General features: G+C 60.6%; 10 protein-coding genes. All 10 read left to right on the forward strand.

What is annotated here, in order from left to right; translation table 11 throughout:
• Positions 1–122: 122 nt before the first annotated feature.
• Positions 123–2210 carry an autotransporter assembly complex protein TamA gene (locus C1T17_RS10125; RefSeq protein WP_104953341.1) on the forward strand — a complete coding sequence of 696 codons (2088 nt, stop codon included), beginning with the start codon at positions 123–125 and terminating at the stop codon, positions 2208–2210.
• Positions 2210–6385 carry a translocation/assembly module TamB domain-containing protein gene (locus tag C1T17_RS10130; protein WP_104953342.1) on the forward strand — a complete coding sequence of 1392 codons (4176 nt, stop codon included), beginning with the start codon at positions 2210–2212 and terminating at the stop codon, positions 6383–6385. Before C1T17_RS10125 ends, C1T17_RS10130 begins: the two co-directional genes overlap by 1 nt.
• A gap of 63 nt (positions 6386–6448) precedes the next feature.
• On the forward strand, positions 6449–6724 hold the full coding sequence (locus C1T17_RS10135) for a hypothetical protein (protein ID WP_104953343.1): 276 nt from the start codon (positions 6449–6451) through the stop codon (positions 6722–6724).
• A complete protein-coding gene (locus tag C1T17_RS10140) occupies positions 6711–7688 on the forward strand; it encodes a YihY/virulence factor BrkB family protein (protein WP_223262533.1) in 978 nt (325 codons plus the stop codon). Before C1T17_RS10135 ends, C1T17_RS10140 begins: the two co-directional genes overlap by 14 nt.
• 444 nt (positions 7689–8132) lie before the next feature.
• Positions 8133–8765: a heparin lyase I family protein gene (locus tag C1T17_RS10150; protein WP_189338305.1), complete on the forward strand. Its 633-nt coding sequence runs from the start codon at positions 8133–8135 to the stop codon at positions 8763–8765.
• A gap of 57 nt (positions 8766–8822) precedes the next feature.
• Positions 8823–9512 (forward strand): spermidine synthase, encoded by a 690-nt coding sequence (locus tag C1T17_RS10155; protein WP_104953346.1) that lies wholly within the window; start codon positions 8823–8825, stop codon positions 9510–9512.
• A gap of 34 nt (positions 9513–9546) precedes the next feature.
• Positions 9547–9834 (forward strand): hypothetical protein, encoded by a 288-nt coding sequence (locus tag C1T17_RS10160; RefSeq protein WP_104953347.1) that lies wholly within the window; start codon positions 9547–9549, stop codon positions 9832–9834.
• 95 nt (positions 9835–9929) lie between these two features.
• Positions 9930–11171 carry a serine hydrolase domain-containing protein gene (locus C1T17_RS10165; RefSeq protein ID WP_104953348.1) on the forward strand — a complete coding sequence of 414 codons (1242 nt, stop codon included), beginning with the start codon at positions 9930–9932 and terminating at the stop codon, positions 11169–11171.
• 132 nt (positions 11172–11303) lie between these two features.
• Entirely contained in the window at positions 11304–13775 is a 2472-nt protein-coding gene (locus C1T17_RS10170; protein WP_104953349.1) for a glycogen/starch/alpha-glucan phosphorylase, read from the forward strand.
• Positions 13776–13782: 7 nt separating this feature from the next.
• Positions 13783–15939, forward strand: a complete 2157-nt coding sequence (glgB, locus tag C1T17_RS10175; RefSeq protein ID WP_223262534.1) for a 1,4-alpha-glucan branching protein GlgB — start codon at positions 13783–13785, stop codon at positions 15937–15939.
• The last annotated feature ends 13 nt before the right edge of the window (positions 15940–15952 follow it).

Below are 15952 nucleotides of genomic sequence, written 5' to 3' on the forward strand. Positions count from 1 at the left end.
AGGTGCCCCAAGATCACGGACCAAGAAACTATTGAGGAACAAAAGGTTTCGAACTGCGTCTCTACGTCTGAAGCCGGCGAGTATGTGAAAGCATACCGTTGGAGAGGGGCGTTCTTGAAATCATGCAGTTGCGCGTAACGGGATTGAAGATCTGGGCCTTGGCGGCTTCGGTAAGCATTGCTGCGATCGCTAGTGCTCAGGAACAACCTGCGCCCGCTACGCCGCCCGCCGACGTTATCATCGACGATCAGTCCTTCAACGCGCAGCTGCCCCCGCTCGGCGAGGATTTGAACGCGCCATTACCGAGCATCGACACTTATCTGGATAATGATGCGGCGACCGCACCGAGCGCAGTGACGCAATTGCCTCCTGCACAAGATCCTAAGACAGAGGCGGAACTCGCGCAGCCTCTGGTTCCGCTGAACAATGTCGACGTGCAACCTGTGGAAGTCGCCCGCGACGACGATGCACAAAAACCTGCTGAAGTGCGTTACAGCTTCACGGTGCAGGGACTTGACGAGGTCGGCCTGGACGACCGCTTCAAGGAACTATCCGCTTTGCAGGACGGCAAGGGCAAGGCGGATACTGCCGCCATGATCCAGGCGCGAGCGAGGGAGGACGAGGCTCTCGCCGTCCGCCTGCTGAAGTCTGAAGGTTATTACGATGCCACCGCCCTTGCCTCACTGGATAGGGGTTCGGGTGAGAATGCGGGACTGGTGGCCGTCCTGACCGTCACGCCGGGCAAACAGTATAAGCTGGGCGAGATTGTGGTGACTGCGCCGCCAACCACGCCCCCCGATCTCATCCGCAAGAACCTGCCGCTGAATACCGGCGACCCCATCATCTCGGAACGTATCGAGGCGGCGGAGGCCAATGTGGCGCTGGAACTGCCGCGCAATGGCTATCCGTTTGTCGACATCGGTCAGCGCGACATCGTGCTGGACGGCGCCAGTGTGACGGGTGACTATACCCTTCCGGTCGAGACCGGACCGCGCAGCCGGTTTCGGGGCATAACGACCAGCGGCAAGCCGGCGTTTGGCGCCGATCATATCGCGGTGCTGGCGCGCTTCGACCGTGATGACCTTTACGATAGCCGCCAGGTCGATGATTTGCGTCGCGCGCTCACCGCGACGAGCCTTTTCTCCAGCGTGTCGGTAGAACCGGTGCGCACTGGCGAGATCGCAGCCGACGGCACTGAATATGTCGATATGCAGGTGGAGCAGGACGCCGGACCGGCGCGGACGCTTGCCGGCGATGCCGGGTACGGGACGGGTCAGGGTTTCCGCGCCGAAGCGACATGGACGCATCGCAACCTGTTTCCGCCCGAAGGCGCGCTCATCCTGAACGCCGTTGGCGGCACGCAGGAGCAAGGCGTCGGCGCAACGTTCCGCCGGTCCAATGCAGGCCGCCGTGACCGCACCGTGCAAGCTTCCATCTCCGCTAACCATCAGGATTACGCCGCCTATGAAGCGTTCACTGCGACGCTGGCCGGAAGCATCTCGCGGGTATCCACGCCGATCTTCCAGAAGCGCTGGACATGGTCCTATGGATTTGAAGTGCTCGCATCGAATGAAAAGACGCTGAATCTGGCTACAGGCGACAGCTCCCGGCTAACATACTTCATCGGCGCTCTGCCGGGTCAGTTGGGGTATGATCTCTCCGACGATCTGCTTAACCCGACCAAGGGAATGCGCGCCACCATTCGGGTTTCGCCCGAGGCTTCGCTGCAAGGGAATGTGTCTCCCTATGTCCGCGCGTCGTTCGACCTGTCGGGCTATTACCCGGTTTCGGACAGCCTCGTCATCGCGGCGCGGACCCGGCTTGGTACGATCAGCGGCACTTCGCTCGACAATGTCGCGCCGTCCCGCAGGATATACGCGGGCGGCGGCGGATCGGTGCGCGGGTTCGGATTTCAGGAACTGGGACCAAAGGACGCGAACAATGATCCGGTCGGCGGACGTTCGGTGAACGAGTTCGCTGTCGAGGCGCGCTATCGGTTCGGGAACTTCGGGATCGTGCCGTTCCTTGATGCGGGCCAGGTCTATAACGGCTCCATACCCAAATTCTCGGACATCCGGTTCGGGGCGGGTATCGGCGGTCGCTTCTATACCAATTTCGGACCGTTTCGCGCAGACGTCGCCATGCCGCTCAATCGGCAACCCGGCGAATCAAAGGTCGCCGTGTATATCGGCATCGGACAGGCATTTTGATGGCCGAGGAGCAAACCGCCACAGTCGCCCGTCGCCCGGCATGGCAGCGCATAGCCCTCTGGGTGGGCGGAGTCGTCCTCGCGCTGATCCTGCTGATCGCGGTTCTACTCGTCGGCCTCAACACCTCACCGGGCAAGCGCTTCCTGGTCAAGCAGATCGCGGCGCTGCAACTCGAATCCGGTATGCGGATCGGGATCGGGCGGATCGATGGGTCGATCTACAGCGATATGGTCATTCACGACCTTACGCTGCGTGATCCCAAGGGCATCTTTGCGACAAGTCCGGAGGTGCGCGTCGACTGGTCTCCATTTCAGTATATTCGCAACCATATTCAGGTGCGCGCCGTCACGTCGCCGCGCATCCTCATCCTGCGTAGCCCGCAATTCAATCAGACGCCGTCCGATCCGAACGCGCCTTGGTTGCCAAATCTGGATATCGACATCGATCGATTGAAGATCGACCGCCTTGAACTTGCGCCGCCTGTCACCGGGGCACGGCGGATCGTCGCGATATCGGGCGCTGCTCATATTGCAGATGGCCGAGCACAGATAAACGCCGATGCGCGCGCCGACAGTGGCGATCGCTTGCGGGCTTCGCTCGACGCAGTGCCTGACCAGAACCGGCTGACGATGCAGGGGCGGCTGGATGCGCCCGGCAACGGCATTGTCGCTGCTATGACTGGCATCAAGCAGCCGCTGACGATGACGCTTGATGGCAAAGGAAGCTGGCAGGCGTGGAATGGCAAGCTGCTGACCACGGCGCCGCAGGGCCGCTTGGTCGACATCTCGCTGGCGGCACGCAACGGCACGTTCACCGCCAAAGGTCCGCTGCGTCCCGGATTGGTTATGGAAGGGCCGGTTGAGCGCCTGACGTCACCTGAACTTGCGCTCGACATGACAGCGACGTTGGCGGAGCGCCGCATGAACCTGCGCGGAAGCCTTCGGTCTTCGGCTTTGGCAGCGAATGTGGACGGATTGATCGACCTCGCGAAAAGCCGCTTCGGTAATTTGAAGGTCAACGCACAGTTGCTGACGCCCGGCGCGATCATGGAGAAAGTGCGTGGCCGCGATGTGCGCGCGGCGGTCGTGCTCGACGGCCCATTCGCAACACCCTTCATCGATTACGATGTGACTGCCGCGCAACTGGCGTTCGATGCGACGGGTATCGAGGGTCTGCGCGCCAGCGGGCGCGCGGTGATAGACGCCGATCGCATCCGTATTCCGCTTACTGCGCAGGCGCGGCGGGTGACTGGCCTTAACGCGGCGGCGGGCGGGTTGCTCCAGAATCTCCGCCTCAAGGGGGATTTCGCCTATGCTTCGGGCAAGCTCATCAGCGATAATCTCAAGATCGACAGCGACAAGGTGGACGCAACTGCCATCGTACTGGCCGACTTGCCGAACGCGATCTACCGGGGCGCGCTTAAAGGGCGCGTCAATGACTATCGCATAGATGGCGTGGGCATCGTCAACCTGACGACCGATGTCGAACTGGTGCCGGGCGCGAAGGGCGGCTTCGGCTTGTCGGGTCGCTTCGGTGTGCGTACCGCGCGCCTCGACAACGCAAGTGTGCGTGATTTCCTTGGCGGCAATGCATTAATTACCGGGCGGATCGGCATGACGCCCGAAGGCACGTTCACGCTGGCGCAGTTGAAGGGTGCTGCGCCAAGCTTCACGATATTATCGGGGTCGGGCCGTTACGCGACTAACGGCGCGGTATCCTTCGATGCAGCCGCAACGTCGCGTCAATATGGGCCTCTCGCGCTTTCGGTCCGGGGAACGCTTGATCGGCCGCAGGCGGTGCTGCGAGCGGCGCGGCCCAATGTGGGCGTGCAACTGAACAATGTCGTCGCAAAACTGAATGGCGAGGCCGCAGGCTATCGTCTGGAGGCAACCGGCGGCTCGCCCTATGGTCCGTTCTTCGCGAATGTCTTGATCCGCACCGCGCGTGGGCCATTGACCATCGACATTTCGAAAGCGCGGTTTGCGGGTGTCGACTTCGCCGGAACCTTACGGCAGAGCGCCCAGGGTCCGTTCACGGGCCGACTGAGCATGAATGGATCGGGCATAGCGGGCGCTGTCCTGCTGGCCAATGCCGGCGGTGTGCAGGGCGTGGATGTCAGCGCCACTGCCAGTAACGCAAAACTGCCCGGCGACCTCAACATCGTCATCGGTCGCGCCATCGTGAATGCGTCGATCATGCTCTACGAAACGCCGCAAGTGGTTGCCGACGTGCAGTTGGCCAACACCGCTTATGGCGAATATGTCGTGCGGCAGGCGCGGGGCAAGGTGAATTACCGTGGTGGTCGCGGGACGGCACAACTGGTCGCCAATGGCACCAGCGGCGTGCCTTTCAACATCGCCATGAACGCGGCGTTGCGGCCCAACCTCTATGCCGTTGCGCTGAAAGGTCGCGCAGACCGCGTGGATTTCAGGCTCGCAAAGCCTGCGATCATCCGCGCCGATCGCAATGGCTACCGTCTTGAACCCGCGACCCTCGTCTTGCCTCAAGGGTCCATCAACTTCGCAGGCAAATTTGGCGACGAGACGACGCTACAAGCGCGGTTCAAGGACTTCGACCTTGCCATCGCCAACATCTTCACGCCGGGTTTGGGCGTGGGAGGAACAGCGACCGGAACACTCGACTATGTGCAGCGAGGCGCGGCATTCCCGACTGCTACGACGCGGGTGTCTGTTGCCAACTTCACGCGCAGCAGCTTGTCCGCTGTGTCCGAGCCCGTAGCGATCGCGATGGAAGGTAAACTCCAGAACGGTAACGGTGATTTGCGCGCGCTCATCCGCAAAAATGGCACATCGGTAGGTCGCGCCATCGTGACACTGCGCGGTGCAGGCGGCGGAAGCTGGACGAACCAGTTGATGCAGGGTGCACTGGGTGGAGGCATCCGTTACAACGGGCCTGCCGATGTGCTGTTCTCCTTTGCAGGACAGCCCGACCAGCAATTGACCGGCGGCATAGCGCTGGCGGCAGACTTCAGCGGACAAGCCAATGACCCGAGGTTCAATGGCCTGGTCCGCGCCAATGCGCTGACGTATGAGAACGAGACGTTCGGCACCAAGGTTACAAGCATGCAGTTGGATGGCCGCTTCACACGCGATCTGCTTGAAATCCGCCGCTTCAATGGCCGCGCAGGCGATGGCAGTGTGCAGGCTTCCGGGCGCGTCAGCCTGTCAGCCGCCAGCGGATTTCCGATGGATATTCGGGTCGTGCTCGACCGTGCACGACTGGCGCGCAGCGATGCACTTGGAACTGTCGTATCGGGCAATCTCGCGATCACCAATTCTCCCGCCAATGGAGCGCTCGTCGCGGGTGACTTGCGCTTGCCGGAGTTGCGCTACCAGATCATCCGGCAGGGTGGCGCACAGATCCGCGAACTGACCGGTGTGAGGCGAAAAGGCGAAGCCCTCACTCCGGTGAACGCTGTCAGCACCGGCGCGCCGCCCAGCTTGTTCAAACTCAACATTCGCGTGCGCGCCGACAATCAGATTTTCGTAAGCGGCATGGGTCTGGAATCGGAGTGGAAAACCGACTTGCGGATTACCGGCACCACCGCCGCGCCAAAGATCGCGGGTGGACTGGATGTCATTCGGGGCACTTACAGTTTCTCGGGCAAGCGCTTCGAATTGACGAAGGGGAGCATCCGCTTCAACGGCAGCGATCCCTATAATCCGTCTATCGTGATATCGGCCAGCACCTCGGTGGAGGGCGTGACGGCGATATTGAATGTCACCGGCACGGCGCAACGACCGGAAATCGCCTTCACCTCCACGCCGAACCTGCCGCAGGATGAAGTCTTGTCTCGTATCCTGTTCGGCAGCAACGTCTCGAACCTGTCGGCAACGCAGGCGATCCAGTTGGCCGCTGCGCTGAACAGCCTGCGCGGGAGCGGTGGAGGGCTGAATCCGCTCGGCAAGCTTCAGGGCGCGTCCGGTATCGATCGCCTGCGCATATTGGGTGCGGACAATGCAACAGGGCGTGGCACAGCCCTTGCGGCGGGCCAGTACCTCACGAACAATGTCTATGTTGAGATTATCACCGACGCGCGCGGCTTCACTGCGACTCAGTTGGAGGTCGCACTTTCGAAGGCCCTGAGCGTGCTGTCCCAGACCGGGGGCGCGACGGGGACATCCGTTAACGTACGATATTCCAAAGATTACTAAGCGGAGAGGAACAACCGCCCGCGTGCAGCATTGCCCTGATGGGGTTGAACAGGGAGATATGCTGTGGGTTTTGTAGTCAGGCTTTTCGCAGCGACCGCCGGTACGCGTACTGCGGCTGCTGCGGGTAAGTACGGTATCATAGGGACTGCGGCGGGGCTGCTTGTCACCAGTGCGATCCTGCGCTGGCCGGGCAAAGCGTTTCTGCTGGGTACGGCCTATGGTCTGCGGAAGCTTTGGTTGAAGCAAAATGAGCCAGTCGCATTGCTGGAACACCGACCTGCGTCGGCAGACACCGTACCGCTGAATCAGCTCACGGAAAGCCCTAGTGCTGCAATCTGATCGCAAGGGAGCAGGCGCAACCAGCCCGCGCGAGTTACCCGGTCCCGCCTGGAAGGCGATATTGGGAAGAGTCTGGACGAACAGCGGCCGGCACAATCTTGGCCTCATGTCGGCTGGCGTCGCTTTCTATGCATTCCTTTCCTTCGTTCCGCTATTGGGCGCGCTGGTAATGAGTTATGGGTTATTGGCCGATCCGGCGGTGGTGGCTCAGCATATGCGCACGATCATCGAACTGGTGCCCAAGGACGCTGCCAAGCTTATCTATGAGCAACTGATTAACCTCACAACGGCGGCAGCGAGCAAGAAGGGCCTGGGGCTGATCGTCGCGTTGCTCGTGTCGATCTATGGCGCGACCCGCGCGTCCGGCGCGATCATCACCGCACTCAATGTCATCTATGAGGAGGACGACAAACGCGGGATCATCAAAGGCACGTTCACGGCCTTTGTGCTCATCGTCGCCGCTGTCATTATTGGGATCGTGGGTGTTCTTGCAGCCACCATGCTCGGCTACGCGCAGTCGCTTCTGAGCTTTCTGGGTCCAGTCGGTGTGACGCTCATTCGTATCGTCACATGGCTTGCCGCTGGCGCGCTTTGCTGCGTGACGATCGCGGGCATGTACCGGTTCGCGCCGGACCGGTCCGATGCCCGCTGGAAGTGGCTGAGCCTTGGGTCGGTAATCGCGACCTTGCTTTGGTTGGCGGCGACATTGGGGTTCGGGATTTATGCCGCGAAGTTTGGCGATTACGACGCGACCTATGGATCGCTGGGCGCGGTCGTGGTGCTGTTGATGTGGCTTTACGTGTCGGCCTACGCGATCCTGCTCGGCGGCCTCATCAACGCCGAAACCGAGCGCCAGACCGCGCGCGACACTACGACCGGGCCGGAGCGACCGATGGGAACACGCGGAGCCGTCATGGCGGATATGAGTGCAGCATCGAACAGCAAATCCGCCTCTGCTCATTAATGCATTTCACCAAAATGGATGGAAATAGTTACGGATAATCAATAATTTACTATATCTAAACACCATGATGGCATTCCGGTCGAAAGATCGAGCGGAAGGTCATCAAAAGTGCACAAGTCGAGCAAAGCCATAGTCTCAGTAGCAGCCATATTAGCGCTCTCCGCCTGTGGCGGTGGTGGTGCAGGGGAAAGCCAGCCCGCAGCGCAAGCGGGGGCAAACCCTGCCGCCGCCACAGTGACGATAACGCAGCCAGACGCTTCGGCGTCTCTGGTAACGATCCCGTCGCCGACGCCTCCCTCAAGCGCAAATACTGCCCTTCCGACGCTTTCCACGCCTCCCGCAACGGTGGTCGAGACGCCGACTTTGCCCACGAACTCTCCGTCGCAAGATGCTGAAGCGACAGCGGAAGTCATGTCGCCGGCAGGCTGGAGGGCCATGTCAACTATGACCCTTAATTTGCGTCAGCAAAATGCGGGGGCAGACTGGAACTATGCACAGATGAGCGGCGGTATCCGCCGCTATGAATTGCGTGATGGTGATGTCATTCCAGGAGAAAGATCCGTGGGGTCCGAAAGATCGGAATCCTATGACTCGAACCATTTCGATGTTGGCAAGACCTATCAGGCGACCTTCAAGTTTATGATTGAGCCGGGGGCCACGAATGCCGCGCCGTGGCTCCTTCTTTCTCAAATTGCTTCTCAGCTCGATCCAGGCGAGGCGGCGCACAGCCCGCCTTTCGCTATGGAATTGGCAGGAGACAAGCTTCGCATCGTGACCAGAGACTCAAGTGCTGCGCTTTCCACAGCTGCCGACGTTCGATATGTCAGGCAGTATGACGACAGCCAGCCCATGACCCGCGGCCGCTGGTACGACATCAAGATGCAATTTGCGTTCGGGCCGTCCGGTAACGGAATGCTCAAAGTGTGGCGAGACGACAAGTTGCTGGTCAACTTCACCGGCGCTTTCGGGTTTAACGACGTGGTCGGACCCTATTTCAAACAGGGCGTTTACCGCAGTGCCGCGCCACAGACCATAGCGATCCAGTTCAAGGATCTCGCCTTTGGAGCCGCAAAATAGACGGCGCGGCCTGCATCGCTATTGCCTTCGCACGCTGGCCTGTCACAGGGCGGGTGCATGATACCCAGGATATTGATCGACACCGCAGAGATTCCCGGCACCGCTGCCGAAGGCGGAGAGCAGCTTAAATTGTTCCAGCGTGGCGAGGAGTTCTCGATCATGCTGGGCAGCAATGAGTTGATGAACAGTCGGCTCAGCGGATCGGAGGAAGCTTTGGCCGCTATGGCCCATGCGCGCGTGGGCGGACGGCCTGCGGCATCGATCCTGATTGGGGGCTTAGGGATGGGGTTTACGCTTCGCGCTGCCCTGCGGCTGTTCCTAGAAGATGCACGCATTGTCGTAGCCGAACTCGTTCCTGCGGTCGTGACTTGGGCGCGTGGTCCGTTGGCGCCGATATTCGCCGACAGCCTCGCCGATCCTCGCGTTAGCATTGTAGAGCGCGATGTCGGCGACCTTATTGCTGAAGCGGATCGCCGACACGACGCGATCCTGCTGGACGTGGATAATGGTCCGGACGGGCTGACGCGGGCGAGTAATGACAGGCTCTACAGCGCGCGCGGCCTCGGCGCGGTTCGCAAAGCATTGCGTCCGGGAGGCGTGTTGCTGGTGTGGTCGTCAGGCCTAGACGCTGCCTTCACACGCCGCCTGCGAGATGCCGGTTTTGTGGTGGAAGAGCACGTCGTTCGCGCAGCCCGGAGTGGGAAGGGCGCGCGGCATGTCATCTGGATCGCCAAAGCGCCAGCCTAGCTGCCGAGGGAACGTCATCCGCCACGAACTGTTGATGTCCAAACTCTTGGAGAATGACATCATGATTAGGAAGCTGGCGTTGGCCGCAGTAGCGGTATTCGTGGGTAAGAAGCTGCTGAACAGCCGGCAGACAGGCGGAGGCACCGGGCTGTCCGGCGGCCATCAGGCGTCAGGCGAGCATGTCCCCACCGATCTGCTGGGGGATACGCGTCCAAGCCCGGATCATCGTGCGCCCGAAGCGTTCCGGCCCGATCCGCACGCCATTTCCACGCCCGAGGAGCGCGAGGCGATGCGGCCGGTGACTATTCCGCTTCGGCACTGAACAAGGCCGTTTTCAACGTCCAACCAAGCTATCCCGCCGACCATGTTGCAGAGTTGTGCGACCTGCCTTAACCGACCAGCAGAGGAAGGGCGGACATGACACAAACTGCGGTTTCAGCAGAATCAGTGGGCTTCGATGTCGCGCGACTGGCGCGGATCGTCCCCTTCCTTGAAAAAAATTTCATGGCGTCCGGCCTGCTTCCGCATGCCCAGTTGCTGATATCCCGGGAAGAGCAACCCGTGCTGTCCGCAAGCCTGGGGCAAGCGCGGGACGGCGGCCCCGCGTTAGGCGAAGATGCTTTGTTCAGGATCGCTTCCATGACGAAGCCGATAACGTCGGTCGCCTTCATGATGCTGGTGGAGGAAGGACTCGCTGCGCTCGATACGCCCGTCCACGACGTCCTGCCTGAGTTTTCTGAAATCAGAGTCAGAACCGGAGGCGGCGAAGACGGGACGCCGTTCACTACGCGTCGAGCAGACTCGCCGATGCGCATGATCGATCTGTTGCGGCACACGTCCGGCCTTACGTACAGCTTTCAGGAACAAAGTCCCATCGACGCCGCCTACGCCGCGCAAAAGCTGGACGTGTTCCATCAACCGCGTACGTCGGACGAATTCATATCCGCCGTATCCCAATTGCCGCTCGAATTTTCACCCGGCTGCGGTTGGAACTATTCCATATCGACTGACGTGCTGGGGATAATCATCGAGCGGCTTTCCGGGATCGCCCTCCCGGATTTCTTCTCTGATCGTATCTTTGCGCCGCTAGGAATGGCCGACACGTTCTTCACGCTGACAGCCAGCCATGAGCCGCGTCTGACCGATGCCTGGCAGATCGATGATGCTGGAACACGCACTCTTTACGATCGCGGCGCGAGCAGCCGTTGGCGTTTGCCGCTCAAATGCTATTCGGGCGGCGGCGGATTGATCTCTTCGACCAATGATTATCATCGTTTCTGCCAGATGTTGCTGCGTGGAGGCGAACTGGACGGCGCGCGTATCCTCTCGCCCAAAACCGTCGCACTGATGACGGCGAACCATCTGCCGGACGGCGGAGACCTTGCGGCCAATTCGCAATCCCTGTTCAGCGAAAGCCAGTATGCCGGAGTTGGATTTGGCCTCGGTTTTGCCGTCACTCAAGATCCCGCCGCCACGATGATCCCTGGGTCGGTAGGCGAGTATAATTGGGGCGGAATGCTATCGACCTTCTTCTTTGTCGACCCCGTGGAACGGCTGATTGCCGTATTCATGACGCAAGTCATGCCGTCCAGCGCCGTCCAGGTGCGCCGCGCACTGAAGACGCTGATCTATGCGGCGATGACGGAAAGTCGCGCGTAGCTACAAAGGGGCTGAAGTCGGCATTCGCATTAGAATTTAAGAAAGGCTTGGCGCGCTATCGAGTGCTGTGCAATCTTCCCCATTGATAAAGGGGAGGGTGCGGCTTCGTTTCCGCATGGGGTTTTCGCGATCATGAATCTTAACACGCTCAAGTCGAACCTTCCAAAGCCTGCGCCCCGACAGTCCGATCCTACGGCACTGGCGCATGAAATCGTCGAGCGGTTGACCTACCGGATCGGCAAGGATGCCGCAGCCGCCCAACCGCACGACTGGCTGCATGCCGTCATCCTTTCGATCAGGGATCGCGTGATCGAGGCTTGGATCACCTCGACACACAAGACGTATGAAGAGCGGGGGCGGCGGGTCTATTATCTCTCGCTGGAATTCCTCATCGGGCGATTGATGCGCGATGCAGTGTCGAACATGGAATTGCTCGACGAGATGCAGCAGGCGCTGGCGTTGCTGGATGTGAACATCGACGTGATCGCCGAACTGGAGCCGGATGCGGCGCTTGGCAATGGCGGCCTCGGACGGCTGGCTGCGTGTTTCATGGAGAGCATGGCGACCGTCGATGTGCCCGCTTACGGATATGGCATCCGCTATGTGAATGGCATGTTCCGGCAGGAGGTGTCTGACGGCTGGCAAGTCGAGCTTCCCGAAACCTGGCTAACGCATGGCAACCCTTGGGAATTCGAACGTCGCGAGGCCAGCTACGAGATCGGCTTCGGCGGCCTCGTCGATCCCGCCGAGGGAAACGACGCCAGCCCGCACCAGATGGCGTGGAAGCCGATCGAGCGCGTGATTGCTACGGCCTATGACACGCCCATCGCCGGGTGGCGTGGCAAGCGCGTCAACACGCTGCGGCTCTGGGAGGCGCAGCCGATCGATCCGATCCTGCTGGACCGGTTCAACGCAGGTGACCACTTCGGCGCTCTACAGGAAAGCAATCGTGCCGAAGCCCTGACCCGCGTGCTCTATCCCGCTGACAGTTCGCCAGCGGGCCAGGAGCTACGTTTGCGGCAGGAATATTTCTTCTCTTCCGCCTCGTTGCAGGACATTGTTCGGCGGCACATCCAGTATTTCGGCGATGTGCGTACCCTGCCGGACAAGGCAGCGATCCAACTTAACGACACGCATCCGGCGGTGTCCGTCGCGGAATTGATGCGCCTGTTGCTCGACGTGCATGGCCTGGATTTCGACGAAGCGTGGGACATAACGCGTCGCACCTTCAGCTACACCAACCACACGCTTCTGCCTGAGGCTTTGGAAAGCTGGCCCGTTCCTCTGTTCGAGCGGCTGCTGCCCCGGCACATGCAGATCGTCTATGCGGTAAACAGCCGTCTCCTGGCCGAAGCACGGCGCAAGGGCGGTTTCGACGATGCAGCCATCGGCACCATCTCGCTGATCGACGAAGGTGGCGAACGCCGGGTGCGCATGGGCAATCTGGCGTTCGCCGGATCGCACAGCATCAACGGCGTGTCGGCCCTGCATACTGACCTGATGAAGCAGACGGTGTTTGCCGACTTTCATCGTCTCTATCCCACTCGGATCAACAACAAGACCAATGGCGTGACGTTCCGCCGCTGGCTGATGCAGTGCAATCCGGGGCTATTCGGCCTGATCCGTGAGGCTATCGGCGACCGCTTCATGGACGATGCCGAGGCGCTGCGTGATCTGGACGCCTTTGCACATGATGCGACGTTTCAGGAGAAGTTCCTAGCCGTAAAGCGGGCGAACAAGGAACATCTCAGTCAGATCCTTCGCGAAAGGATAAACGCGCGGATCGATCCCGCCGCGATGTTCGATATCCACATCAAGCGCATCCACGAATATAAGCGGCAGTTGCTCAACATCATCGAGGGGGTTTCGCTCTACGACCAGATCCGATCGCACCCGGAGCGGGATTGGGTGCCCCGGGTCAAGCTATTCGGCGGCAAGGCGGCACCGAGTTACCATAACGCGAAGCTCATCATAAAGCTGGCGAACGATGTGGCCCGCGTGGTCAACCATGATCCGGCAGTGCAGGGCCTGCTGAAGGTGCAGTTCATCCCCAATTACAATGTATCGATGGCGGAGATCATGATCCCGGCCGCCGATCTTTCCGAGCAGATTTCAACGGCAGGCATGGAGGCTTCCGGCACCGGCAACATGAAGTTCGCCGTCAACGGCGCGCTCACCATCGGCACGCTCGACGGTGCGAATGTCGAGATGCGCGATCATGTCGGCGAGGATAATATCCTGATCTTTGGGCTTACCGCAGACGAGGTGAATGACCGGCGCGCCAATGGCTATGATCCGCGCGCGACGATCGCGGGCAGTACGGAACTGGCGCAGGCGCTGAATGCCATCCGCACCGGTGTCTTCTCGCCCGACGATCCGAATCGTTACGCCGGACTGATCGATGGAATATTCGACCGCGACTGGTTCATGGTCGCTGCGGATTTCGAGAGCTATGCCGCCGCCCAGCGCCGCGCCGATGCGCTATGGAACGACAAGGCGGCCTGGACATCGAAGGCCATCTACAATGTCGCGCGCATGGGCTGGTTCTCTTCGGATCGCACCATTCGCGAATATGCAAGGGACATCTGGAAGGTGCTGCCGTGACGGCCGCGTGCTGACGGCGGACGCTATCGCGGCATTAGTGGAGGGGCGGCACGAAGACCCGTTTTCGGTACTGGGCGTGCATTCGGAGGGCAGCGGTTATGTGGCACGTTGCTTCTTTCCGGATGCCGCTCAAGTCAGTGCCTCGACCCTGAAAGGCAAGCACGTCGGCGAACTCAGGCTGATCCATTTATCGGGTTTGTTCGAAGGCGAATTAGACACCCGGAAGCATCAGATTCTGCGCTACACCGTGACGTACCCGGACAGGAACAGCAGCACCGTCATTGATCCCTACAGCTTCCATCCCGTCCTGGGCGCGATGGACGATCATTATTTCGCAGAGGGTTCACACCTGCGCCTGTTCGACAAGCTGGGCGCGCATGTTCTGGAGCATCAGGGCATCCGTGGCACGCATTTCGCGGTGTGGGTGCCCAATGCGAATCGCGTTTCGGTGGTGGGCGATTTCAACCATTGGGATGGCCGCCGGCATCCGATGCGCTTCCGAGGCGACAGCGGTATCTGGGAGATTTTCTTGCCGGAGATCGGGGCGGGCACAGCGTATAAATATGAAATCCTGTCGGCTAATGGTGCGGTTCTGCCACTGAAGGCCGATCCCTTCGCCTTCAAGTCGGAGATGCGTCCGGCGACCGCTTCGATCGTCGCTGATCCGCTTGCCCACATCTGGGGCGACGCGGCGCATCGCGCGCACTGGAGGGATGTCGATCCGCGCAGGCAGCCGGTGTCGATCTACGAGGTTCACGCCGGATCATGGCAGCGCGACGAGGACGGCAACTTCCTGCACTGGGACGCGCTTGCCGAGCGGCTCATCCCTTACGTCGCGGATATGGGGTTCACGCATATCGAGCTGATGCCGATCAGCGAGCATCCCTATGATCCAAGCTGGGGCTATCAACCCATCGGATTGTTCGCGCCGTCCGCACGTTTTGGCGACCCAGACGGATTCGCGCGCTTCGTTGATGGCGCGCACCGTGCCGGAATCGGCGTAATCCTCGACTGGGTGCCCGCGCATTTCCCCATCGACGCGCACGGGCTGGCGCGTTTCGACGGTACTGCACTCTACGAGCATGAAGACCCGCGACAAGGTTTCCATCCGGACTGGAACACCGCGATCTACAACTTTGGGCGCAAGGAAGTGTCGGCGTTCCTGCGCAACAACGCCGTGTTCTGGGCCGAGCGCTACCATGTCGATGCGTTGCGCGTGGATGCGGTGGCGTCGATGCTCTACCTCGATTATTCGCGCGGCGCAGGCGAATGGGTCCCCAATGCACAGGGCGGGCGCGAGAACCGGGAAGCGGTGAATTTCCTGCAAGGCCTAAACCACGCTGTCTATGGCTTGAACGCCGGAGCGTTCACCATGGCCGAGGAGTCGACGGATTGGCCGAAGGTCTCGCAGCCCGTGCACGAAGGCGGACTTGGCTTTGGCTTTAAGTGGAGCATGGGCTTCATGCACGACACGCTGCGCTACATGCAGCGTGATGCGACTGATCGGCGCCATCATCACGACGATATCACCTTCGGCCTGCTTTACGCCTTTAACGAGAACTACGTCCTGCCTCTGAGCCACGACGAAGTCGTTCACGGCAAAGGCTCCCTGCTGAGCAAGATGTCCGGCGACGAGTGGCAGAAATTCGCCACCCTGCGCGCCTATCTCGCGATGATGTGGGGCTATCCCGGCAAGAAACTGCTTTTCATGGGGCAGGAGTTTGCGCAGCGGGCCGAATGGACCGAGGAGCGCGCGCTCGACTGGCATCTTCTGGGTCATGTAGCCCATCGCGGCGTCCAGTCCCTCGTCCGCGACGTCAACCGGCTCTACAAGAGCAAAGCTGCCCTTCACGCGCGGGATTGCGAAGGCGAAGGTTTTGAATGGCTGCTCGTCAATGCACATGAAGATTGTGTGTTCGCCTGGACGCGCAGAGCGCCCGGTGAGAAGCCGATAGTGGTCATCAGCCACTTTTCTCCCCTGTTACGCCACGGCTATGGAATGCGCCTTCCGCATGGCGGACGCTGGCGGGAAATACTTAATTCCGATGGAGCCGATTATTACGGGAGCGGAGCGGGCAACAACGGCGTTGTAGAGGCTGACGATGACGGCTGGGCGCATATCACGCTGCCGCCGTTGGCGACATTGATGCTGGAACCCGAATAGAACCGAAAGGATG

This window comes from Sphingobium sp. SCG-1 (genome assembly GCF_002953135.1).
Taxonomy (GTDB): Bacteria; Pseudomonadota; Alphaproteobacteria; order Sphingomonadales; family Sphingomonadaceae; genus Sphingobium.